Annotated in this window: 20 protein-coding genes; 16 read left to right on the top strand and 4 right to left on the bottom strand. The window is 64.5% G+C overall.

What is annotated here, in order from left to right; translation table 11 throughout:
- Positions 1 to 84: 84 nt before the first annotated feature.
- Both I0Q12_RS08385 and I0Q12_RS08380 read right to left on the bottom strand, forming a co-directional pair.
- On the bottom strand, positions 85 to 534 hold the full coding sequence (locus I0Q12_RS08385; protein ID WP_231610276.1) for a nuclear transport factor 2 family protein: 450 nt from the start codon (positions 532 to 534) through the stop codon (positions 85 to 87).
- A gap of 138 nt (positions 535 to 672) precedes the next feature.
- Positions 673 to 1506: a MaoC/PaaZ C-terminal domain-containing protein gene (locus tag I0Q12_RS08380; RefSeq protein WP_197251491.1), complete on the bottom strand. Its 834-nt coding sequence runs from the start codon at positions 1504 to 1506 to the stop codon at positions 673 to 675.
- 211 nt (positions 1507 to 1717) lie between these two features.
- Between I0Q12_RS08380 and I0Q12_RS08375 the strand changes: the two genes are divergently transcribed.
- The 12 genes from I0Q12_RS08375 (at position 1718) to I0Q12_RS08320 (ending at position 13818) form a co-directional block, all read left to right on the top strand.
- Entirely contained in the window at positions 1718 to 1894 is a 177-nt protein-coding gene (locus I0Q12_RS08375) for a hypothetical protein (protein ID WP_197251490.1), read from the top strand.
- A 126-nt stretch (positions 1895 to 2020) separates the two neighbouring features.
- Positions 2021 to 3241, top strand: coding sequence for an acetyl-CoA C-acetyltransferase (locus tag I0Q12_RS08370; RefSeq protein ID WP_197251489.1), 1221 nt, complete (start codon positions 2021 to 2023; stop codon positions 3239 to 3241).
- A gap of 14 nt (positions 3242 to 3255) precedes the next feature.
- On the top strand, positions 3256 to 4047 hold the full coding sequence (locus I0Q12_RS08365) for an enoyl-CoA hydratase/isomerase family protein (protein WP_197251488.1): 792 nt from the start codon (positions 3256 to 3258) through the stop codon (positions 4045 to 4047).
- Positions 4032 to 5651 (top strand): class I adenylate-forming enzyme family protein, encoded by a 1620-nt coding sequence (locus I0Q12_RS08360; RefSeq protein WP_197251487.1) that lies wholly within the window; start codon positions 4032 to 4034, stop codon positions 5649 to 5651. The genes I0Q12_RS08365 and I0Q12_RS08360 overlap by 16 nt, the downstream gene beginning before the upstream one ends.
- Positions 5642 to 6757 carry a hypothetical protein gene (locus I0Q12_RS08355; protein WP_197251486.1) on the top strand — a complete coding sequence of 372 codons (1116 nt, stop codon included), beginning with the start codon at positions 5642 to 5644 and terminating at the stop codon, positions 6755 to 6757. Before I0Q12_RS08360 ends, I0Q12_RS08355 begins: the two co-directional genes overlap by 10 nt.
- Positions 6754 to 7791, top strand: coding sequence for a phosphotransferase family protein (locus tag I0Q12_RS08350; protein WP_197251485.1), 1038 nt, complete (start codon positions 6754 to 6756; stop codon positions 7789 to 7791). Before I0Q12_RS08355 ends, I0Q12_RS08350 begins: the two co-directional genes overlap by 4 nt.
- Positions 7788 to 8204, top strand: coding sequence for a hypothetical protein (locus tag I0Q12_RS08345; protein WP_197251484.1), 417 nt, complete (start codon positions 7788 to 7790; stop codon positions 8202 to 8204). Before I0Q12_RS08350 ends, I0Q12_RS08345 begins: the two co-directional genes overlap by 4 nt.
- 125 nt (positions 8205 to 8329) lie before the next feature.
- Positions 8330 to 9598, top strand: coding sequence for an acyl-CoA dehydrogenase family protein (locus I0Q12_RS08340; RefSeq protein WP_197251483.1), 1269 nt, complete (start codon positions 8330 to 8332; stop codon positions 9596 to 9598).
- On the top strand, positions 9598 to 10518 hold the full coding sequence (locus I0Q12_RS08335; protein ID WP_197251482.1) for an SDR family oxidoreductase: 921 nt from the start codon (positions 9598 to 9600) through the stop codon (positions 10516 to 10518). The genes I0Q12_RS08340 and I0Q12_RS08335 overlap by 1 nt, the downstream gene beginning before the upstream one ends.
- Positions 10515 to 11717: a MaoC family dehydratase N-terminal domain-containing protein gene (locus I0Q12_RS08330; protein ID WP_307846115.1), complete on the top strand. Its 1203-nt coding sequence runs from the start codon at positions 10515 to 10517 to the stop codon at positions 11715 to 11717. Before I0Q12_RS08335 ends, I0Q12_RS08330 begins: the two co-directional genes overlap by 4 nt.
- Complete coding sequence (locus I0Q12_RS08325) at positions 11714 to 12865, top strand: acyl-CoA dehydrogenase family protein (RefSeq protein ID WP_197251481.1); 1152 nt, start codon at positions 11714 to 11716, stop codon at positions 12863 to 12865. The genes I0Q12_RS08330 and I0Q12_RS08325 overlap by 4 nt, the downstream gene beginning before the upstream one ends.
- Positions 12866 to 12963: 98 nt before the next feature.
- Positions 12964 to 13818: a TIGR03619 family F420-dependent LLM class oxidoreductase gene (locus I0Q12_RS08320; protein WP_231610274.1), complete on the top strand. Its 855-nt coding sequence runs from the start codon at positions 12964 to 12966 to the stop codon at positions 13816 to 13818.
- 46 nt (positions 13819 to 13864) lie between these two features.
- Here I0Q12_RS08320 and I0Q12_RS08315 read toward each other — a convergent pair whose 3' ends face one another.
- The gene (locus tag I0Q12_RS08315) at positions 13865 to 14719 is read right to left on the bottom strand and encodes a TIGR03620 family F420-dependent LLM class oxidoreductase (RefSeq protein ID WP_197251480.1); all 855 of its coding nucleotides are present in this window, start codon (positions 14717 to 14719) and stop codon (positions 13865 to 13867) included.
- A 270-nt stretch (positions 14720 to 14989) separates the two neighbouring features.
- On the opposite strand from I0Q12_RS08315, the gene I0Q12_RS08310 reads away from it, so the two are divergent.
- The 4 genes from I0Q12_RS08310 (at position 14990) to I0Q12_RS08295 (ending at position 19197) form a co-directional block, all read left to right on the top strand.
- Positions 14990 to 16159: a hypothetical protein gene (locus tag I0Q12_RS08310; protein WP_197251479.1), complete on the top strand. Its 1170-nt coding sequence runs from the start codon at positions 14990 to 14992 to the stop codon at positions 16157 to 16159.
- On the top strand, positions 16156 to 17232 hold the full coding sequence (locus I0Q12_RS08305; RefSeq protein ID WP_197251478.1) for a phosphotransferase family protein: 1077 nt from the start codon (positions 16156 to 16158) through the stop codon (positions 17230 to 17232). The genes I0Q12_RS08310 and I0Q12_RS08305 overlap by 4 nt, the downstream gene beginning before the upstream one ends.
- Positions 17229 to 17684, top strand: coding sequence for a hypothetical protein (locus tag I0Q12_RS08300; RefSeq protein ID WP_197251477.1), 456 nt, complete (start codon positions 17229 to 17231; stop codon positions 17682 to 17684). Before I0Q12_RS08305 ends, I0Q12_RS08300 begins: the two co-directional genes overlap by 4 nt.
- A 466-nt stretch (positions 17685 to 18150) precedes the next feature.
- Complete coding sequence (locus I0Q12_RS08295; RefSeq protein ID WP_231610273.1) at positions 18151 to 19197, top strand: hypothetical protein; 1047 nt, start codon at positions 18151 to 18153, stop codon at positions 19195 to 19197.
- Positions 19198 to 19806: 609 nt separating this feature from the next.
- Here the strand turns inward: I0Q12_RS08295 and I0Q12_RS08290 are convergent.
- Positions 19807 to 20906: phosphotransferase family protein (locus I0Q12_RS08290; RefSeq protein ID WP_197251476.1), on the bottom strand; the 1100-nt coding region annotated here is incomplete at its 5' end.

The raw sequence follows: 20906 nt of genomic DNA, 5'->3' as shown, positions 1-20906 counted from the left end.
ATTTGGCAATAGACGTTTATTGTCGCTTGCCGTAGCGCGGAAGGTGGCAGCGTGTGCGTGATCAGCCCTGCTGTGCGGCAGGACTCAGTCGCCCAGTACCACCCGCTTGAGCCGGGTCAATTGCGTACGGCTGCACCTCCAGTGACCGTTTTCCTTGCGGTACTCCTCGGTGTAGTGGCCCCACCCGGTGTGCGAGACGTACTCGCTGTCATCGGAGGTCTTCTCGACCAAGTCGTACATCGGCCAGACTGCCCGGGCGTGGGTGTTGTCGATGATCTCTACTTCTCCGAGGTGGACCTGGTGAATCGAGAGATTCTTCTCGAAGTGTCGTGCTGCCGCGGCGACGAACTCATCTCGAGACCGAGGGCTGGAGGTGGACTCGCCGAAGTCGATCACGAGGTCCTCGGTGAAGAGGCCGGCGAAACCTACCCAGTCTTTGGTGTCCACGAAGCGGCAGTATCGGGCCTTGATCTGCTTGATCTCCTCGATCGCCTCGAGGCGATCGATGCGGTCCTGCAACGACAGTTCCTGCATGAACGGTCCTTTCTCGCGAAATGTGCTCCCTGCGCTGTGTTTCGGTCACTGCATCCGGCGGGATGCAGCAGGACGTCGTGGCCGGGTACACAACGCCACAGCCTCGGACCCGTCTGCGTCCACGAGCCGGCCATTTGGTCAGCCCAATCGGGCGACTCCACCGGAGAGGACAACCTCGTCGTCCCGGCCTCGCACGCGGAAGTGCACTGTCGCATCATCGACGTCCCACAGATCCACGTGCAGATCGTCACCCGGCCACACGGGGGAGGCGAAGCGAGCCCGGATCGAACGGATCCGGGTGGGGTCGCCCCCGACTGCCTCCAACACGGCTCGTCCGGCGAAACCGAATGTGCACAAACCGTGGAGAATCGGTGCGTCCATGCCGGCCTTCTTCGCGAACGAAGGGTCGGAATGCAGCGGGTTGTAATCGCCCGAGAGTCGGTAGATCAAGGCTTGGTTCTCGGCCGTGCGGTAGCTGATGGTCTTGTCCGGGTTGCCTTCCGGCGTCGATGTGTTCGATGAGGGTCCACGATCCCCGCCCCATCCGCCCGCCCCCTTGAGGAACAGCGAAGCGCGACTGCGCCACAGCGGAGTGCCGTCTGTTCCTACCCCCTCGGTCTCGGCTACGACGAGGGCAGCCTTCTCCTTGTCCCACAGTTCGGCTATCCGGGTGGTGGCTGTGGCAGTGCCGTCCACCGGCAGAGGGGCGACGAGTTCGATCTCCTGCTCGGCATGGAGCAGGCGCGTCCAGTCGATCTTGCCGGCTCTCTTGAGGACGCTGAAGTCGACGCCGAGAGTTACCGGCATGGTCGGAAGCATTGCCTGCTCCACGCCTGCAGTGTTGTTCGTTGTGTAGGTGAGGTCGCCGGTACCGGCTCCGACGCCGAGCGCGTAAAGCATGCAGTCACGTGCGGTCCAGGTAATCGTTCTCGGCTCGGAGGATGCCCCGACTGCTCGTGGATCGAGAGACATGTCCAACTCCTAATTGTCGTGTAATAGACTATCTAGAAATCTAGCATCCGTTGGCGCGTAGTACACCTCCTCGGAGACGATGTCGATCCCGCCGGCTTTCCGGTGACCTGCAGATCGGATGCTCGACGGTCGTCAGGGTGAGGGATCTCGGCCGGTCGCGACGTGGAGGCCGAGGGGCTACGGGAGCAGTTTCGGGCAGGAGTGCCTGGAGATGAAGATTACGGTCGAGTATCCCGTCGATGGGGCCGAGGTCGGGCTGCTGACGAAGCGAGGAATGGATGCGGTCGTACGTCGGGTCGACGAGCTCGACCTCGATGTGATCGCCTTTACCGAGCATCCGGTTGAAGGGCCTCGAAGGCTACGCCGACTCGTACCTGCATCGAGTTGATTCGCCGTCCGGCCGGCCCTCGTCGAACCATGGCCGCGGTCGGGGGTGCCGTAGATGTGCTTCATCCGCTAAAGTCGATTCATAAACAGTCGCGTATTCGACTAATTGAAACCAGGGAAGGTGCGCATGCGCGAAGCATGGATCATCGACGGTGTTCGAACGCCCCGCGGCAAAGGTAAGCCGTCCGGCGCACTGCACGGCGTACACCCGCAGGAACTGTTCGCCGGTGTCTTGAATGCTCTGACCGAGCGCAGCGGTGTCGACCCTGCCGATGTCGAGGATGTCGTCGCGGGCAACGGGGAGCATGCCGGGGAACACGCCAACGACATCGCACGGTCGGCGGTGCTTACGGCCGGATGGCCGGTCACGGTCCCCGGACTCACTCTCAACCGGTTCTGCGGTGGTGGACAGCAGGCGGTCACCGTGGCTGCCATGGGAGTGCGGTCCGGATGGCAGGACGTGGTTGTTGCAGGCGGTGTCGAATCGATGTCGCGGCACTCGTACGGTGCACCGCTCGACGGCGGAAACCCGCAACTGCGTGAGAGATATCCTCTTGTTCCGCAGGGTATCTCGGCAGATCTCATCGCTACCCTCGAGGGCTTCGATCGGGACACGGTGGACAGCTTCGCGGTACGCAGCCAGCAAGCGGCAGCGCATGCGATCGCCGAGGGCCGGTTCGACCGCAGCGTGGTGCCGGTTCTCGGTGACAACGGCGAGGTGCTGTTGAAGGTCGACGAACATCCCCGTGCTGGTACGACCTCGGATTCGCTGGCGGCACTACCACCTTCGTTCGCCCGATCGGGTGCCAAGCCCCGCGATCCCGACGGCAGGTCGTACGACGACATGGCCCTCGCCACGTACCCGCAGGTATCCGAGATCCGGCACGTACATCACGCAGGAAACTCGTCGGGTGTCGTGGACGGTGCCGCCGCGATACTGGTGGCTTCGGACGACTATGCCCGTGCTCACGGACTGCGACCGAGGGCTCGAATCGTGAGCACCGCCGTGGCCGGTGCCGAGCCGGTGATCATGCTCACCGCTCCCGGACCGGCCTCGGAAATGTGCCTCGCCAAGGTCGGGATGAGAGTCGAGGACATCGACTTGTGGGAGATCAACGAAGCCTTCGCCGCAGTGCCCCTGAAGGTCATGCGTGACCTCCGCATCGAGGAAGACAAGGTCAACGTCAACGGCGGCGCGATTGCACTCGGGCACCCCATCGGTGCAACAGGAGCGATCCTGATCCAGACGGTGCTCGACGAACTCGAGCGGCGTGATCTCACCACGGGCCTGGTGACAATGTGCACCGGTGGTGGCATGGCGACCGCGACGATCATCGAGCGTCTGTGACCACGGGGAGAGTCATGACCGACTACAGAACCGTCCTCGTGGAACGGACGGGCCACGTCGCCGAACTCAGGCTGAACCGGCCCGACACTCTCAATGCGTTCGACGACGATCTGATCAACGAATTGCCCGGGATCCTGGTCGATCTAGCCCGTGACACGGAGATCCGGGCGGTCGTGATGACCTCGACGGGCCGTCACTTCTCTGCCGGTGGTGATCTGGACACGATCGTGGCCGGTCATGAGGACCTCAACACGTTGATGCGCGGGGTCGACGACGGTCGCCGGCTTTTCCGGGCCTTCACGGACTTCCCGAAGCCGGTCGTAGTTGCCCTGCATGGCAGTTGCTTCGGCGTGGCCACGAGCCTGGTGCTCACGGCTGACGCCGTCGTAGCCACACCCGACGCCGTGCTGTCGGATCCCCACGTCCATATGGGCCTGGTGGCAGGTGACGGCGGGTGCGTCGCCTGGCCGCTGAGTGCCGGACTGGCCCGAGCCAAACGGCAGCTGTTGTGGGGCGAGCCGGTAACGGGGCAACAGGCCTACGAACTGGGTCTGGTGTCGGACCTGGCCGAGGACAATGCGGCCGCACGGGAACTCGCCTTCGAGTTGGGGCGCCGGGTGGCATCACTACCGCCGGTAGCGGTGCAGCTGACGAAACGCAGCCTCAATCGCGTGCTCGCCGCACGGACCGACGCCGTGCTCGACACGAGTTTCTACCTGGAAGCACTGAGCAACAGGAGTGCGGACGCCCTGGAGGCGGTCAGCGCATTCCGAGAGAAGCGGGAGGGACGATGGACCGGCGCCTGAGCCAGACCCTGGATGAAGATATCGTGCAGTGGGGCACTGAAGTTGTCGAAGGGGAGTACGCCGGCCACCGCGGCCTGCTGTACGAAACCTCTCCCGGCTCGATTGTCGCGATGCTGGATCACACCGGTCGTTGGACAGGGCGTGACTACGTCGTCCAGGGCGACCGGCGAATCAAACATGACGAATTCGTGGCCGCGATCCCGGAGGCGGCTGCTCTGCTTGCAGCGCAGGGCGTCGGTCCGGGCGATCGGGTGATGCTGCTGGCCTACAACTCACCGGAGTTCATGTTGGCGACGTGGGCTACCTGGTGGCTCGGTGCCGTACCGGTCTACGCGAACCGGTGGTGGAGCAATACCGAACTGGACCATGCCCTGTCCCTGACCGAGCCGTCGGTAGTGGTCAGTGACATGCCCGAGCTGATCTCGGCACGACGGGCGGTCGACATCGCGGGCCTGGCCGCGGCGTACGAACGACGGGGTCCCACGCCGGAGGCATACCCGACGGAAGAGATCGACGCGCCGGCATTGATTCTGTTCACCTCCGGCAGCTCGGGGGCGCCGAAAGCCGTAGAGCTCTCGCACCGTTCGGTCATCGTCAACCAGCACAACCTGCTTGCACGCTCTCGACGACTGCCCCACCTGCTCGATGACGACGCACCGCAGTCGGTCAGTTTGGTGTGTACGCCGCTGTTCCATATCGGAGGTGTGTCGAACATCCTCACGAACCTGATCACCGGTGGCCGGCTTGTGCTGACCCGTGGGAAGTTCGACGCCGGAGAAATTCTCGGCCTCATCCAAGACGAGGGCGTGCAGAACTGGGGTGGTGTGCCCACGATGGCGACACGGGTGCTCGAGCATCCCGACTTCGATTCCTACGACCTGTCCACGATGCGCTCGTTTCCGCTCGGCGGTGCGCCGTTGCCGTCGACGCTGCTCGAGCGGATGACTCGCAAACTTCCTCAACTCCGGAAGCGTGGCTTGGCCAACACGTGGGGGATGACCGAGTCCGGCGGGTTCGTCACCGTGGCCGGCAATGCCGATCTGGAGAAGTATCCCGGAACTGTCGGGCGTCCGTACCCGTGCGTCGAACTGCGAATCGACGGTCCCGACGAGAAGGGGTCCGGTGAAATTCTGGTGCGTTCTCCAACGGTGATGCTCGGCTATCTCGGTCTGGACGACGGCACCATCAGTGAGGACGGCTGGCTGCGTACCGGCGACCTCGGGCACATCAACGAGGAGGGGTATCTCTTCCTCGACGGCCGCAGCAAGGACATTGTGATCCGGGGTGGGGAGAACATCGCCTGCGTACATGTCGAGAAGGCGCTGTTGGATCATCCGGATATCGTCGAGGCAGCGGTTTTCGGAGTGCCCCACGAGGATCTCGGCGAGGAGTTGGTGGCGGCAGTGATGCACCGCCCCGGCGCGGCGGTCGGCGCCGAGGAACTCACCGAGCACTGCCGTACCAGGTTGGCCTACTTCGAGGTGCCCACACTGTGGCGAATCGACGACCAGCCCCTGCCGACATTGGCGGGGGAGAAGCTGAACAAGAAGGCGATCCGCGAGACGTTCCTCGCATCGCGGGCAGGAGGCCGATCATGCACCTGAGCGCAGCGGACGAGTACTTCACCCATCAGACCTCGCTACCGCACGCGATGGTCGCTACCAGCGACCCATCGTGGCGGGAGCGCTACTGGGTGAGTTTCCAGGACACGCAGGGGGGCGACACCGTGCTCACCCTCGGGATGGGGAAATATCCCAATCAAGATGTTTTCGAGGCCTTTGTGTGCCTGTCGCACAACGGTACCCAGCGCAACCTCCGGTTGTCGCGGACACTGCTGCCCGACGCCGAGATGAGCGTCGGACCTCTTTCGTGCGTAATCGTCGAGCCGCTTCGCGAGTTGCGGTTCCTCTTGGACGAGAACGACACAGGGATCAGTTTCGACATCACCTTCGATGCCACGATGGAGCCGTTGCTCGAGGGCCGATTTTTCCAGGTCAGTCGGGCACGGGTGACGTACGACGCCATCCGATACGTTCAACACGGGCGCGCTCGCGGCACCCTCACCACCCCCGAGGGGGTGATAGAACTCGATCCTGACCGGTGGTGGGCCGAGCGGGACCATTCGTGGGGGACCCGCCCGCTTCCCCGCGCCGAGGGCCAGCCGCCCGGTAATCGCCCGGAATGGAGGATGCTGGCATTCGCGCCGCTGCAGCTGCCGGACTTCGCCGTCCACCTCTATCTGCAGGAGTCCGCACCCGGACAGCCGGTGCACCTCAGTGCCGGCATCGTCCCGCCCGTCGGCTCCGGCAAGGAATTCCCGGCGATCGTCGGCGTCGAGCACGATCTGCAATGGGTCGAGGGGGCTGCAGCCCCGACACTGGCAGGGGGGCAGCTTTCGCTCCTGTTGCACGGCGGTGACCGTATCGATCTCGGTATTCGCGCACTGAAGGGACGAGCACACCTGCGTGGTGGCGGCTACGAGGGCTGGAACGGCTGGATGCAGGGTCACTGGCGTGGGGACCTGACGTCCGAGCACGACGAGTGGGATCTCACCGATACCGCCAATTTCTACCGATTCGCCAAGGCCGGCAGCGACCACCTCGTCGAGGTCACCCACGACGGGGCCGTCGGTTACGGAATCATCGAATACATGGTCCTGCCGGGCTATGGGCGTTACGAAGAGGCATTGCCCCCCGCGAGGCAGCCATGAGCACGCTGCGCGCGACCCTGCAGGGGTTTCTCACGGAACGACTTCCGGACCACGCGGACCTCGAGGTTACCGAGCCGCTGCGGCTCGGAGGTGGGAGTTCACAGGAGAATTGGTCCTTCGATCTGAGCTGGGACCGGGGTGGTGCCAGGCAGGTGACGCCGCTGCTCTTGCGCCGCGAACCTGCTTCCGGGGTGGTGGACACCGCTCGGGACGCAGAATTCGAATTGCTGAGAGTACTTGGTACGACCGATGTTCCGGTAGCGAAGGTGCACTGGATCGATGACGGCGCGGTGTTCGATCGCCCGTCGATGATCGTCGAGCGGCGCAGTGGGGCCGCCCATCGAGGAGTTCTGCGTGACACCGATCCCCTCGATCTCGGTGAGCATGCCCGCCTGCGGCTCGCCGGTCGGCTCGCCGAGTTGATCGCGCAGGTTCACCGAGTCGATGTCGAAACACTGGGTCTGGACCGGATTCTCCCGAATCCCGGCAAGAACCCGGCCGAGGCCGAGCTCGAGCGCTGGGAGACGGAACTGGACAAGGTCGAGTTGGAGCCTCAACCCGCGCTCCGTTTCGTCGCCCGGTGGCTGCGCGATCACATCCCCCCGCCGCCGGAGCGGCTCGTACTGGTTCACGGGGACTTCCGGCCGGCCAACGTGCTGGTACACGAAGGTCGTCTCGAAACTCTGCTGGACTGGGAGTTGGCGCACCTCGGCGATCCGGTCGACGATCTGGGATGGTACACGTGCTCGATCTACTCTCGTGAGCATTTCCTTCCGGGTCGCTGGCAGGTGGAGGACTTTCTGTCCTGCTACGTCACAGCGATGGGAACGGGGCAGGTCGAGTCCGGCCGGCTGCACTTCTGGCAGGTGATGGCGAGCTTCCGGCTCGCGATCATCGCGCTCGCCGGCATTCGGAACTTTTGTCTCGGTGACACCGATCGTCCCGCAGCTCCGGCAGACCATGTGGCCCGCCACGCACTCGCGGACACGGGACAGGTGGGTCGCCACCGGACCGGCATGGAGGCGAAACGATGAGACCGCTCCCCTCGGAGATCATTGCGGGAATCCGCCGCATCCTCAAGGAGTCCATCGAGCCCGAGCTGACCTCAGGTCATGCTCGCTCACGGCTCGAGGAAGTACGGGCGGTTCTCGCTCAGATGGACTGGGATGACTTCGGTTTCACGCTGGCCTCGCGAAACCGTGCTCTGGCCGGCGTGCTGGAGGAAATCCAGGCCTGGCGCGTCGCCGATCCTGCGCGCAGCACTGTCATCCCCGACGTGGCTGCTGCGCTTCCCGGACACGATCGCCTGGCCGCTCACCAATCGTGCTTCGAAGAACTGGCGGGATCCGTTGTCGCCCTTGTCGACCCGCTCGGTGATTGGGTGACCGCTCACCCCGAAGACAGTGACGCGGCACGGTTGAGGAAAGAACTTCTCGAGGCGCTGTAACCCCTCGATCCAGGAAGTAGCCGATGGATCCGGCGGGATCTCTCGACGGTACTGGCGGCCAACTGCTCCGCCAAGTACTCTAGATCTAGATATTCATTCACTAGAGTTAATGTGAGGAGGTGGATGTGGACACCAACGACCACAAGTTGACCAGGGATGAATTCCTCGGTCAGGCAAGGAAATTTCTGGAAGGACTCGTCGCCGCTCGCTCGGATCGGAACGTCGACCGTGCTGCAGAGCCGACTCTCGAAAAGGCCGATCGAATCGCCCTCTTCTCCGGTTCCTCCTCCGACGAGGTGCAGGCCGCCGTGGAGTACCAGCGTGCCCTGTACGACGCCGGCTACGGCTGGATCAGCGGGCCGGTGGAGGACGGCGGCGCCGGTTATCCGGTGTCGTACGAAAAGGCGTTCGCCGGCCTCGAGCGTGGCTTTGCGATCCCTTCCAAGGCGCCGCTCTCGGTGAGCCTGGGCATGGTTGCGCCGACCGTCGCCCAGTTCGGATCGCCGGAGACCAAACAGCGCTGGCTTCGTGCACTGCGCCGTGCGGACGCGATCGGTTGCCAGCTCTTCAGTGAGCCGGCAGCCGGATCCGACCTCGCCGCGGTACAGACGCGCGCCGTCCGCGACGGTGACGAATGGGTCCTCAACGGGCAGAAGGTGTGGACGTCCGGCGCCCACTATTCCGACGTCGGTATTGCACTGACCCGTACGTCGAACGGGTCCCGTCATCGAAACCTGACTGTATTCGCGGTGGACATGCACGCGCCCGGCGTCGAGGTCCGCCCCCTGCGTCAAATGACTGGTGGCGCCGACTTCAACGAGGTCTTCCTCGTCGACGTCCGTGTCCCGGACACCGACCGACTCGGTGAGGTCGACGGTGGCTGGAAGGTCGCCATGGCAATGCTCATGCATGAGCGCGGCGCCATCGGCGGCTCCTCCAGCGGAGGTAGCGGTGTGTTCCGCATGGACGACCTCGCCCAGTGGTTGCACGACATCGACCGGGCCGACGACGATGCCGTCGCCCAGGCCTTCGCCAAGGTCTACTGCGGCGTCACCGCCGCAAAGGCGATGCGAGCACGCGCAGACGCGAACCTCAGGGCCAACGGCGTGCCGGGCCCGGAAATGTCGCTGGGCAAGCTCGCGCTGACCGCAAACCTGAGCGCCCTCAGCGACCTCGTCGCCCTCGCCCTGGGCCCCCGGCTCATTGCCGACAATGGCGATCACCGGACCTTCGCCTGGTCCGAATTCGTGCTGGGGGTGCCGGGCATGCGCATCGGCGGCGGAACCGACGAGATTCATCGCGACACCATCGCCAACCGGGTGCTGGGTTTGCCCAAGGAAAGTATGGCCCGCCCTGCGGCGGTCGCCAAAGACACTGGAGACAAGGAATTCTGATGGGACATCTGGACGGAAAGACCGTCATCGTCACCGGCGCCGGTCGCGGTATCGGACGTGAGCATGCGCTCCTCTTCGCGCAGGAGGGTGCGAACGTCGTCGTCAACGACCTCGGAGGCGCCCAGGACGGCAGCGGCGCCGCAGCCGGCCCTGCCGAAGAAGTCGCCCAGGAAATTCGTGACGCCGGAGGCAACGCTGTCGCGAACGGCGACGACGTTGCCGACGAGGAGGGCGCGGCGCGCATCGTGGCGCAGGCCCTCGAGACGTTCGGTGACCTGCACGGGCTGGTCAACAACGCGGGCATTCTCCGCGACCGGGTGCTGGTCAACATCTCTCCCGAGGACTGGGACCTCGTTGTCCGGGTCAACCTTCGCGGCACCTTCCTGATGACCAGGGCAGCAGGCAACTACTGGCGTGAGCAGAGCAAGGCCGGCAAGGACATCTCTGCAGCGGTCGTCAACACCTCCAGCGAATCCGGCGTCTTCGGCAATCCCGGCCAGGCGAACTATGCCGCTGCCAAGGCCGCGGTCGCCTCGCTGACACAGGTCGCCTCCAAGGAACTCGGACGCTACGGTGTCCGCGTCAATGCGATTCTGCCCCAGGCCCGCACCCGGCTGACCGAAGGAGCCTTCGGAGACGCGCTGGCAGCCAAGGAAGGCGAGTTCGATCGCTGGAACCCCGCCAACGTCTCACCGTTCGTGGTCTACCTCGCCTCGCCCACCTCGACTCTCACCGGTGAGGTCTTCCTCGTCGGTGGTTCCCGTGTGCAGCGTGTCAAGCCGTGGGAGAAGGACCCCGAGTGGAAGCTGATCACCGAGGGACGCTGGACGCTGGACGGCATCGACAAGGCCGTGGCCGAGGCCGGTCTTCCGACGGGCGGCAACACGTGGACCGCCAACCCGGGAGGGGGCAAGAAGTGACGACCACCCAGGAAACCCGCGACGCCGAGGCCTTGATGCCGGAGGCCGTCATCGACGACGAAATGATCGCGTCGATGCAGGCCAAGGTGGGTGTGAACCTTCGCATCGACCATTCGGTCAACAACGAGGAGGCTACCCGGATCGCTGTCACCAAGTTCGCCGGTGGCATCGGCGACATCAATACACTGTGGACCGACGCCGACCGCGGCACAGCATCCGACTATGGAGCACCCGTCGCTCCGCCGTCGTTCGTGATCGGCTGCTTCTCCGGAATCCAGTTCGGTTGGCCCGGCCTCGGCTCGTTCCACTGCTCCACCCAGGCGCAGTTCCACAAGCCCGTCTACTGGGGCGACAAGATTACTGCCACCTGCAAGTACGAGGGTTTCACCGGTCCCAAGCCGAGCAATTTCGCAGGCAAGACCGTGACCGACCACTTCCTCAACACCTACACGAACCAGGACGGTGAGGTTGTTGCAGAGATCCACTGGCAGGTGATGAACTTCGAGCGCGCCACGGCCCGTGGCCGTAGCAAGAGCGCGAACAACAAGTCGGATCTGGTTCTCCCGCATCCGTGGACTGCCGAGGAAATCGAGCGCGTCGAGAAGCGGATTCTCGACGAAAAGCCTCGTGGCGAGAATCCGCGCTACTGGGAGGACGTCGAGGTGGGTGACGCCCTGGACTCCCTGACCAAGGGGCCGATCGGTCTCACCGACGAAGTGGCCTTCATCGCCGGTGGAGGAACCCCGATCCCGCGGCTCAAGGCGCACGCCGCTTCGCTCGTGGATTACGACGCGCACCCGGCCTGGACCTTCCGTGATCCTGTGCTCGGTTCCGCCGAGCCGATCTATGCGGTGCACTACAATCAGGCCGCTGCCAACGCGATGGGTGTTGCCTTCCAGTACGACGTGGGCTTCCAGCGTCAGTGCTGGCAAACGCAATTGCTCACCCACTGGATCGGCGATGCCGGTTGGATCATCGACTGTGACGCGCAGTACCGCGGCTTCGTCTACCTTTCCGACGTCGTCGAACTCGGTGGCGAAGTTGTCGAGAAACTGGTCCTCGACTCCGGTGAACACGCGGTCAAGGTGAAGACGTTCGCTCGCAACCAGCGCGGCGGCGACGTGATGCCCGGTCATGCCACCCTTGCGCTCCCGACCCGAGAGGGCGCCTCGCCGGTTGCCCTCCGCGCGCGGTCATGACTCCCGCAACGATCGAAGATCGCCGCCTGCTCACCGATGCGGTGCGGGCGGCGGTCTCGGGAGCTTCTCCGCGCCCGTTCATCTCCCAGGAACAGGGATGTGGAACCGACGACTCGCTGTGGAAGACGCTCACTCAGCAAATCGGGGTTGCGGGACTGCTGGTGCCCGAGGAACTCGGTGGTGCTGGGGCCGGTGTCGCCGAGATCGCAGATGTGATAACCGAATGCGGTGCGCACCTCACACCGGTACCGGCGCTGGCAACGTTGGGAATGGCCGGAGCGCTCCTCGCGATCGCGCCCGACAGCGACACGGTCCGAGCGCTCGAAACCAGGCTCGCCGAGGGGACTCCGGCCACGGTGGCGTGGCCGAATCCTGCCGGGCCCGATCTCACCCCGCAGATGCGGGTACAGGAGTCGCCGGACGGGCCGGTACTCCACGGCCGGGCCGACTTCGTCCTCGACGGCATGGCGGCTCAGGTCGTTATCGCTCCGGCGCTCGCGACGGACGGGGTCGTACTCGTCTCGGTCGAGACCGATGCCGACGGAATCCTGCGCACACCTATGACCGCACTCGATCTCACTCGCGGCATGGCGCGAATGGCGTTCGACGGGACACCGGTGACCGTCCTCACCGAGCCGGCGCCTTCCGCGGACTTCCTGGCTCCCGGCCTGGACATCGCACTCACCTGCATGGCTGCCGAGCAGGTAGGGGTCGCTGCACGTTGCCACGACGAGGCAGTGAACTGGGCACGGGAACGGATCCAATTCGACCGACCCATCGGTTCGTTCCAAGCGATCAAACATTCGCTGGTGAACCTGCTGATGGACCTCGAACTCGCCCGATCGGTGCTCGAGGTGGCAGTGCGCGCTGCTGACACCTATCTCGACATGCCGACCGAGCAGAGCGCGCTGGCGCTCCGCACCGCGGCGAGTGCCGCGAAGGCGATGTGCGGGGACGCTGCTACCCGGCTCACGGACGAGTCGCTGCACATCTTCGGAGGCATCGGCTTCACCTGGGAGCACGACGCGCATCTCTACTTCCGGCGTGCCAAGGCACTGGACCTGATGCTCGGTGCGCCTGCCGACCACCGAGCCAGGCTCGCTGCCGCACTCGGAGTGGGGCCCTCGGCGAGGGGACGTGGCGCGTAGCGGTCGCGTCCGCCGGAACACGTCGACTCGAGCTGTGTTCCGGCGGCACGCGGGGTGCACCGCGTGCACAGAAGCCGGATCTTGGAGAGTGGGGATCGATGGTTCGAGATGAGCACGCAGACGTCCGGTTCGGGATCTCCCTCCTTCGCGTGCACCCTGCTCTGTGGCGAGATGTAGCTGTCGAAGCCGAGGCCGCGGGATTCGAATCGATATGGATGTCCGACCACCTCGTGCTCCCGGACACCTACGATCCCGGGGAATGCCCGGACGGCGAGTTACCCATTCGGCAACGTACTCCGATGTACGACGTGATGGTCTACCTGGCATCGCTGGCTGCAGTGACTTCCCGGTTACGACTCGGCACGTACGTGTATCAGCTTGCATTGCGAAACCCGTTCGTCGCCGCGCGTGCAATCACGACGCTCGACGTTGTGTCGGACGGCCGTGTGGAACTCGGCATCGGCGCCGGCTGGTCCGGTGCGGAGTGGAGCGCGATGGGCCTGAACTTTCACACTCGCGGGAAGCGACTCGACGAATCTCTCGATGTTCTCGATGGTCTGTGGACCGAGGATACATTCGCCTACAGCGGCGAGCACTTCGACTTTCCTTGTGTAGCACTGGAACCCAAGCCGGTGCAACGTCCACGACCGCCCGTTCATATCGGCGGTGAAGCTCCGGCATCCCTGCGGCGTGCCGCCAGGCGGGGCGATGGTTGGATCGGAATGCATCACACACCGGAGACTGTTGCCGTACCGATCGCGCGGTTGACTGAGGAGCGCAGGAAGGCGGGCAGGACTGGACCATTCGTCACCACGGCGGCGGCGCATCCAGGTCCGGTCGATGTGGAGGGGTGGCGACGCAGCGGTATCGACCGCGTCATCGTTTCTCCATGGACGCGATCCAGCGAGGCTGTCGAGGGGATTCGGGCTTTCGCAGACCGTCACTTGAACTGACACCGGTCCGCGATGTACATGGCGGAGCGGTGTCGGTCCGAGTGTCCTAGGAGCACACCGCCGGGGCGAGCTCGCGCCAGTGGTCGAGTGGCACCGAGTCTCCTGGTCCCAGCACTTGCAGGCAGACATGATCGGCACCGGCGTCCCGGTGCTCCGCGATTCGGCGCACCACATCCTCGACATCAGGACCGACCACCAACGCGTCGACCAGGCGATCGCTGCCACCGTCGGCGAAGTCGTCGGCGGTGAAGCCCATTCGTTCGAGGTTGCGGAGATAGTTCGGCAACGTGAGATAGACGGAGAGGTGCCCTCGCGCGAGAACCCGGCTGCGCGCACGATCCGCGGCCAGCGCGACCTTGACCTCCGGAATCAGTAAAGCCTTGGAACCGAGTATGTTCCGATGCTCGACGGTCTGCTCTGGAGTGACCAGGTATGTCAGGGCGCCGGCGCTTCGCTGACTGGCGAGCTGCAGCATCTTCGGGCCGTTGGCACCGATCAGCCGGTGCTCACGCGGAATGCCGAACGCCGTCGAGTCGAGTTCGTCGAGGTAGGCTTTCAGCCGGGTCAACGGCTTGTCGTAGACATGCCCGGCGCGCTCGGCAAGCACCGAATGGCTCACCCCGACACCTGCCAGCACTCGGCCGGGACCACGACCGTTCGCTGCCGACCATGCCTGTGCGGTGTCCTTCGCTGCGAGATCCCACATACTCAGGACGGCACTTCCGGCGTAGATGCGTTCGGTGGCGCCCACCAGGTCGCCCAGGACGGTCAGGTCACCGCGGACATCGGCAACCCAGATGGCGTCGTATCCGAGTTCCTCGACCGCGCGGGCAATTTCTCCGGCCCGGCGGCCGATCTTGCGGGCGCTGGTGAAGACCCCTGTGCCCTTCAACTGTGCCACGTGCCCTCCTGGGCAAGCTCGCGATCGTGGAAGGAAGCGCGAGGACGAAGTACGTACCCGATCATTTAAGTCTAGTAGAAAACAGTAGTGCAATAGAGCATGATGGGTATGGGGCCGGGCAGCGCTCTGTGCGCACGCGCTCTGCCGACTGAGCTTCGAACGATCCGTCGGACCGATGTCGCGCCCGTCGCGATCCATGCGCCGACGCGTCATGTCGAATGCCGCGACGCCCACCGCCACGTTGTCCCAGCGACGGAAGGAACGACACCAGTGTTGAGTCCCTATGACGAACTCCCGGTACATCAGACGCCGTATCCGCTGAGCGTGGTCGACAATACCGACAACGCGTTCGACGACGGCTACTTCTTCGGTGCGTTCAGCGCCGAAGACCGAATGTTCTGCTTCTCAGGCCTCCGGATCAACCCCAACACCGACATGGTCGGTGGCTATCTCGGCGTGATGCACAACGGTATCCAACGTACCGTCCGATTCAGCCGGACCTGGCGGCAGCTGTGCGAGACAACGGTCGGACCGTTCCGGCTGGAAGTGGTCGAACCCTACCGGCACCTGCGGATCACGCTGGCGGAGAACGATTCGAATCTGTCCTGTGAGCTCAATTGGCGCGGACTGGCACCCGCTTTTCTCGAGGCACATCACCTCGCGACCAACCGGGGACGGCCGACCACCGACCAGTCCCGCTATGCGCAGCCGGGCGCTGTCGACGGCTGGATCGAAATCGACGGCAAGCGAACCGAAGTCGACCCCTCCCATTGGTACGGCAGCCGCGACCATTCGTGGGGTGTCTACTTCGACCGACCACCGCTCGCTGCGGCCCCGAAGTGGCTGCCGCCGTATGAACCTGGAGGTGTTCCACGCGCCCTCCGCTTCTGGACCCTGTTCGGTGCAGGCGATCTCGCGGGGTTCTACGCCATCCACGAGGATCCCGAGGGACGGCAGGTGCCGATGAACGACACGTTCGGGACACCGTTCGAAGGCCGCTTCAGCATCGGCTGGGACAAGGAGGTCTATCCCCTTGTCGCCGGCCGGCACGAGCTGCGAGTCGTTCCCGGCACCAGACTGCTCGCCGGGGCGACCATCACACTGACCGACAGCGAGGGCGGTACCTGGACCCAGGAAGTCGAGCCCGTGGGACCACCGTGGGTGACCTCCACGATCGGTTACCAGGGAGGCAGTTGGAAGGACGGGGGATCGATGCGGACCTACCACGGTCCTGGAGTCACGGTCGAGTGGGACGAATTCGACTTCGGTGTGCAACCGCTGGACCACGTGCAGTACAACGGCACCGTCCAGGCCGGACTGCACGGGAAGGAATATCTCTCCCGTGTCACCACGACAGCCCCGGACGGGCGGCAGTGGGTCGGAGCGGGACACACTGAGCTGTTCCTCGACGGTCCCTACCAGCCTCTGGGGCTGCGATGACCGGCAATCTCGCAGATTCGGAGTTCGTGGAAGCATGGTTCCGCGAGCGAATCGAGCAGTTGCTGCCCGACGAACCACACACGCCGACCGAAGTGAGAGTCCGCGATGTGAACCGGATGTCGCGTGGAGTCTCACGACAGACCTGGACCGTCGACGTCGAGATGGACGGCCGCTCGGTGCGCCGGTTCGCCGTGCGGCGGGATCATGAAGCCGGCAGCATCATCGCGTCCTCGCTTGTCGACGAGTTCGGTGTGTACCGTCGGCTCGAGGGCACCGGGGTGCCGGTCGCGCGCGTGCTGTGGTTCGAGGACGACCCGGAGTGGATGCCCAACGGTCGGCCGGCATACGTGCGGGAGTTGGTCGACGGTGACTGGCGACTGCCCGCACTCGACGACCATTCGCCCGAGGGCGACGCCGAGCGAATCCGGCTTTCGAAAGAACATCTCGACAAGCTTGCACTGGTTCACGGCGTCGATTGGCTACGCCAGGGCTTCGACACGATCCTGCGCGTGCCGGATTCACCCGCGCACTGCGCTCTCAACCTCATGGACCAGTGTTCGGACCAGATTGCCCGTTACGGTGTCGAGCCCAGTCCGGTCCTGGCTGAGGCAATGGCATCACTGCGCGCTCGCGCACCCCAGACCTGCGACCGGGTGGTGCTCTGCAAAGGCACCAACGGCCTGGGCGAGGAGGTCTGGCGCAATGGCCGGATCGTTGCAATGAGCGACTGGGAGATGGCAGCACTCGCCGACCCGGCGTACGACTTCGCCCAATGCCAGGAGATGATCCCCGAGATCGTCCGGGACGGTCGACGGGTCTGGGGACTGCCGGAAGCTCTGGCCTACTACGCCGAACGTACCGGCACCGAGATCGGTGTCGACCGCGTTGCCTATTATCGCGAGTTCTACGGACTCCTGCAGTTCACCTACACCCAGCACGTTGCCTGCACGGTGCGCGCCATGGAGCGCGCGCCGTTGCGATTCGTCTGGACGGCGACCGAGGTGGCTTTTCGCAGCGAGCTTCGCATGGCGAAGCACTTCGCCGGCAACCTGATGAAAGAAGGATTGGCATGATCGAACCGGACCACGATGCTGTGTTGGCGTCCGTGATCGCCGCAATCGAGGACGAGATCCTGCCGGGATGCGAGGAGTACGCGGCCAGCGTGTGCCGCACGGCGGCTCAGATGTTGCGACACGTCCGCGCGCGCCTGCGTGACGAGGGTCCCGCGCTGCTGGACGGCAACGCGGAGCTGCGGGCGCTCCTGAACGGGATGGAAACGACGACGCTTCCGGGGTCGGTCAGGACGAAGGTGGGAGAAGCCGTAGCGGCACAGCCGGTACCGGTACATCCCGACGTCACGATGCTGCGGGAGGATGCGCGCCGGCTGCGGAACGCGCTGGTCGCGGTCATCGAGTCCCTACCCGAACACCACCCGACGCGGGTTGCCGGGCGCGAGCACATCGCCGCTCAACTTCGCCGGGAAATGGCCTGGCAACAGGATGCCTTCACCGGGCCCCGCAGGTAAGGCCTCACCGCTGCGACGTACTGCATTCGCCACATTCGGGAGCTTCGGCCCGGCGTCTGCTGACATCTGGCGCTCGCCCATGCACACGATCGAGCACCGCAACGCCTCTGCGGCGACAATGTGGCGTGCACCGTTGGACCGGGCGTGATCACAGTTCTGTCCGGCGGAAAGGGTGACAATCGACGTGCGTGTCGGGTCGCATGAGATCGAGCGCCGGAGAGAAGTCGCGCGGGCGGTATCCGCACTTGACGGGGAAAGAGCAGTGACCGAACCGCGGCCGAATCGGCTGCGCATGCTCCTCGCCGGCCCTCAGAAGTCAATTTTGCGACATTCTAGATATAGACCGACTGTGTTCCACGTCATAGGATCGACTCACGACGCCGATTCGCGCGCAGCCGATTCCACTATCCAGTCTCCATCGCGACGCACAGTCCATGATCCGCTGTAATAAGCAGGAGGCACAGTCATGGTTTCCACCCCACCGAAGGAAAGCTCCCCACGGCAAGCCGCTGTCCCGGTAGATCCGGATCGGCTCTCCGACGCGGGAATCACACGGAGGGCCAAGTTCATCATCGCCGCAGCGATTGCCATCGCAATCGCAGCAGCACTCCTCATCACCGCGCTCAGGCAGGGCCCTGTGCTCGGAAGCCCGGACTTCACCATGGATCCAGAATTCAAGATCCCCACACCGCCGCACGGCACGCCCTACATGTCGATGAACAACATCATCGCCACCACCGTCATGTCGGCGTTCGGACTCATCGGGGTCGGTCTCGGAGTTCGCGAAATCAAAAGGACTGGATCGCTATTACCGTTCATGCTTGCACTCAGTGGCGCAATGATCTGCATACCTGAGGTCTTTTTCGATGTGATCGGCGCGGTGTACTTCCCGTGGAGCGATTCGAACCACGCCTATACCATCCTCGGACGGGAGATGCCGTGGTGGATCGTCGCCGGCTGGTTCGGCTACGGGGCCTTCATGATCTTCATCTACAAGCTTCTCGAGAGCAATCCACGCACCAAGACAATCTGGCTGATGTGGGCCGGCGCAGCGGTGAGTTCGGTGGTCTTCGAGGAGATCTTGCTGAGCATGGGTGTCTACCACTATTACGGCAACCAACCACTCATCATCATCTCGCAGCTTCCGTGGTGGTGGATTCCGTGCAATTCGGTCGGAGTGTTCCTGGCCGCTGCGATCGCCTACCGATACCGCGAGCGCCTGCGTGGTTGGAGATCGGTCTCGATGCTCGTGATCACTCCCCTGTCCGTCACGGCCGTTTACGGATTCATCGCTCTACCGTCCTGGATCGCAGTCAACGGCGACTACCCATGGCTGCCGACACAGTTGCTCGGGATGGCCACAATTGCGTTGGGGTTCGCGGTGTTTGCTTTCCTCCTCGATGTGGTGCTCGGTCGTCCTCCATTCCGCCCCAACTACATTCCTCCGCAGTCTGCTCTCTCTGAGCGACGCGACCAAGCAACCGGGCAGCCGGGGTCCCCTCGGTCGTCGTAGACGAGGCCGAGCAGACAGCAACTCGGCGCTCACACTCCGGTCGCACCCTCGACAGCGACAGGCCGGAGTGTGAGCGTGTGTCCGTTCGGGTTCGAGTGATGTCTCGAGGAGTCTTTCCTCTTGATTCTCTTTCGGGCCGAAGAGGCCCACCGTCAGAGACGAACTGTCGCGGACAGGCGGTGCAGGCTGCGCGGAGGCGCGAGTTGTCACCCGCAGTGGCGGCCTCGCCGGAGAGTGTTGGGCTGTTCGACCGTCGCGTGCGGACTGAGTTCTCCTCAGACCAGTGCCTACGATATCGACCTGTTCCAGTTGCCGGAGGACCGACGCGCCGGCGCGGGCGAAGGTTCGGTGGGGGCGTAGTGAAAGCCAAACTGCGCCTGTCCGAACGCATCTTCACTTGCGATGGTTGCGGCGGAGCCTCGACCGTGACCTCAACGCGGCGCGCAACCTCGCGGCGTTGGCCGGGCGTCCTCCCCGAGTGGCGGGCCGCCGGAGAACGAGCCGGATGGAAACCCGGGTAAGACCCCGCATCGCACGGGCAACGGGTAGTGCCACGGGAAGACCCGCACCCACCGGTGCGGGCGAGCGTCGACACCGTGAGGTCTCGACTCAGGGTACGTTTTCGCACGTTTTCTGAACGGTTGTCATCCCGTGGGCGGCCCGCGTGAGGAATCGAGGACTCATGAGAAGGCCGGAGATCGCGTCGGAGAGATGCGTGGGCGTAGAGAGGAACTTCGCCCGAATTCGGTAGGAGGAGACGGCCCGCCACAGGTCCTGCCACACGGTGAAGTAGGCCAAGTCGCCGACGATCACGGGTGGGCCTCCGGCGCGACGGTACGCCTCGACGAAATCGTCCCAAGCACCTGCCTGGTCGATCGACGGTTTGAGATAGGCGAGATCCTCCGACGGATTGCCGAGGTGCGAACGCTCCCAGTCGAGCAACCCCGTCAGGCGGTTGTCGGCCACCAGCACGTTGTGCAGGGCGAAATCGCCGTGCACGAGCACCTGTTCGGTGCAGTCCGCGGGAGCATTGACTCGCAGCCAGTCCAGAACCCGTTGGAATACCGGGCGGTACGGATCATCGTCGTCCCAGAGGCCCGCGAGGACGTCGGCGCGCTCGTCTATCGCCGCCAGATGATCACGGTGGCTTTGCAACGGCGGCAGTGGGGCATTCCCGAGCCCAGAGGGATCGAGCGCGTGCAGCACGCCCATCGCCCGGCCCAGGTCGCGAATCACGTCCAGTGAGGGTGGCTCGGTCCAACCCCAGACGTTACCGATTGTCCGGCCGGGCACGGCCGTCGTGGCGAAGGCAGGACCACCGAGGGCGCTCTCGTCGAACCACAAGGGCCGAGGTACGGGCACCGCGGAGGCCGCCAGAAAGGAGACGATGTCGTACTCGGGACGCAGCCCATCTGCGCGGCGCCCGGGCATGACCTTGCGAACGACGACGTCCGTGCTGATGCCGGTTGCGTCCGACACGCGGGCGCGCACCGTCTCTTTCGAGAAGCCGCCGGAGAGGCGTTGCACGTCATCGACGCAGTGAGGTCCCGTGGCGGGGGAGCGGCGGTTGAACACCGCCGAGAGGTCACTCTTGCCGATGCTGGGGGGCTGGGCCGACTCGAAACTGGTGGTCGGGTCCTCTCGCGGCTGCTGTCCGGGCGGGTCGGCGGGTGCGTTCTCGAGTTCTCGGCTGATCAGCGCGGCTACCT

Origin of the sequence: Rhodococcus sp. CX (genome assembly GCF_015865005.1) — a bacterium.
Taxonomy (GTDB): domain Bacteria; phylum Actinomycetota; class Actinomycetes; order Mycobacteriales; family Mycobacteriaceae; genus Rhodococcus.
Note: the sequence above shows the minus strand (reverse complement) of the source record. Positions and strands in the feature narration are given on the sequence as shown.

Excerpts from the sequence above, each read along its gene's own strand:
- I0Q12_RS08360 (WP_197251487.1), top strand. The coding sequence starts at position 4,032 with ATGGACCGGCGCCTGAGCCAGACCCTGGATGAAGATATCGTGCAGTGG.
- I0Q12_RS08380 (WP_197251491.1), bottom strand. The coding sequence starts at position 1,506 with ATGTCTCTCGATCCACGAGCAGTCGGGGCATCCTCCGAGCCGAGAACG.
- I0Q12_RS08345 (WP_197251484.1), top strand. The coding sequence starts at position 7,788 with ATGAGACCGCTCCCCTCGGAGATCATTGCGGGAATCCGCCGCATCCTC.
- I0Q12_RS08385 (WP_231610276.1), bottom strand. The coding sequence starts at position 534 with ATGCAGGAACTGTCGTTGCAGGACCGCATCGATCGCCTCGAGGCGATC.
- I0Q12_RS08350 (WP_197251485.1), top strand. The coding sequence starts at position 6,754 with ATGAGCACGCTGCGCGCGACCCTGCAGGGGTTTCTCACGGAACGACTT.
- I0Q12_RS08375 (WP_197251490.1), top strand. The coding sequence starts at position 1,718 with ATGAAGATTACGGTCGAGTATCCCGTCGATGGGGCCGAGGTCGGGCTG.
- I0Q12_RS08305 (WP_197251478.1), top strand. The coding sequence starts at position 16,156 with ATGACCGGCAATCTCGCAGATTCGGAGTTCGTGGAAGCATGGTTCCGC.
- I0Q12_RS08300 (WP_197251477.1), top strand. The coding sequence starts at position 17,229 with ATGATCGAACCGGACCACGATGCTGTGTTGGCGTCCGTGATCGCCGCA.
- I0Q12_RS08295 (WP_231610273.1), top strand. The coding sequence starts at position 18,151 with ATGGTTTCCACCCCACCGAAGGAAAGCTCCCCACGGCAAGCCGCTGTC.
- I0Q12_RS08320 (WP_231610274.1), top strand. The coding sequence starts at position 12,964 with ATGGTTCGAGATGAGCACGCAGACGTCCGGTTCGGGATCTCCCTCCTT.
- I0Q12_RS08365 (WP_197251488.1), top strand. The coding sequence starts at position 3,256 with ATGACCGACTACAGAACCGTCCTCGTGGAACGGACGGGCCACGTCGCC.
- I0Q12_RS08335 (WP_197251482.1), top strand. The coding sequence starts at position 9,598 with ATGGGACATCTGGACGGAAAGACCGTCATCGTCACCGGCGCCGGTCGC.
- I0Q12_RS08325 (WP_197251481.1), top strand. The coding sequence starts at position 11,714 with ATGACTCCCGCAACGATCGAAGATCGCCGCCTGCTCACCGATGCGGTG.
- I0Q12_RS08355 (WP_197251486.1), top strand. The coding sequence starts at position 5,642 with ATGCACCTGAGCGCAGCGGACGAGTACTTCACCCATCAGACCTCGCTA.
- I0Q12_RS08370 (WP_197251489.1), top strand. The coding sequence starts at position 2,021 with ATGCGCGAAGCATGGATCATCGACGGTGTTCGAACGCCCCGCGGCAAA.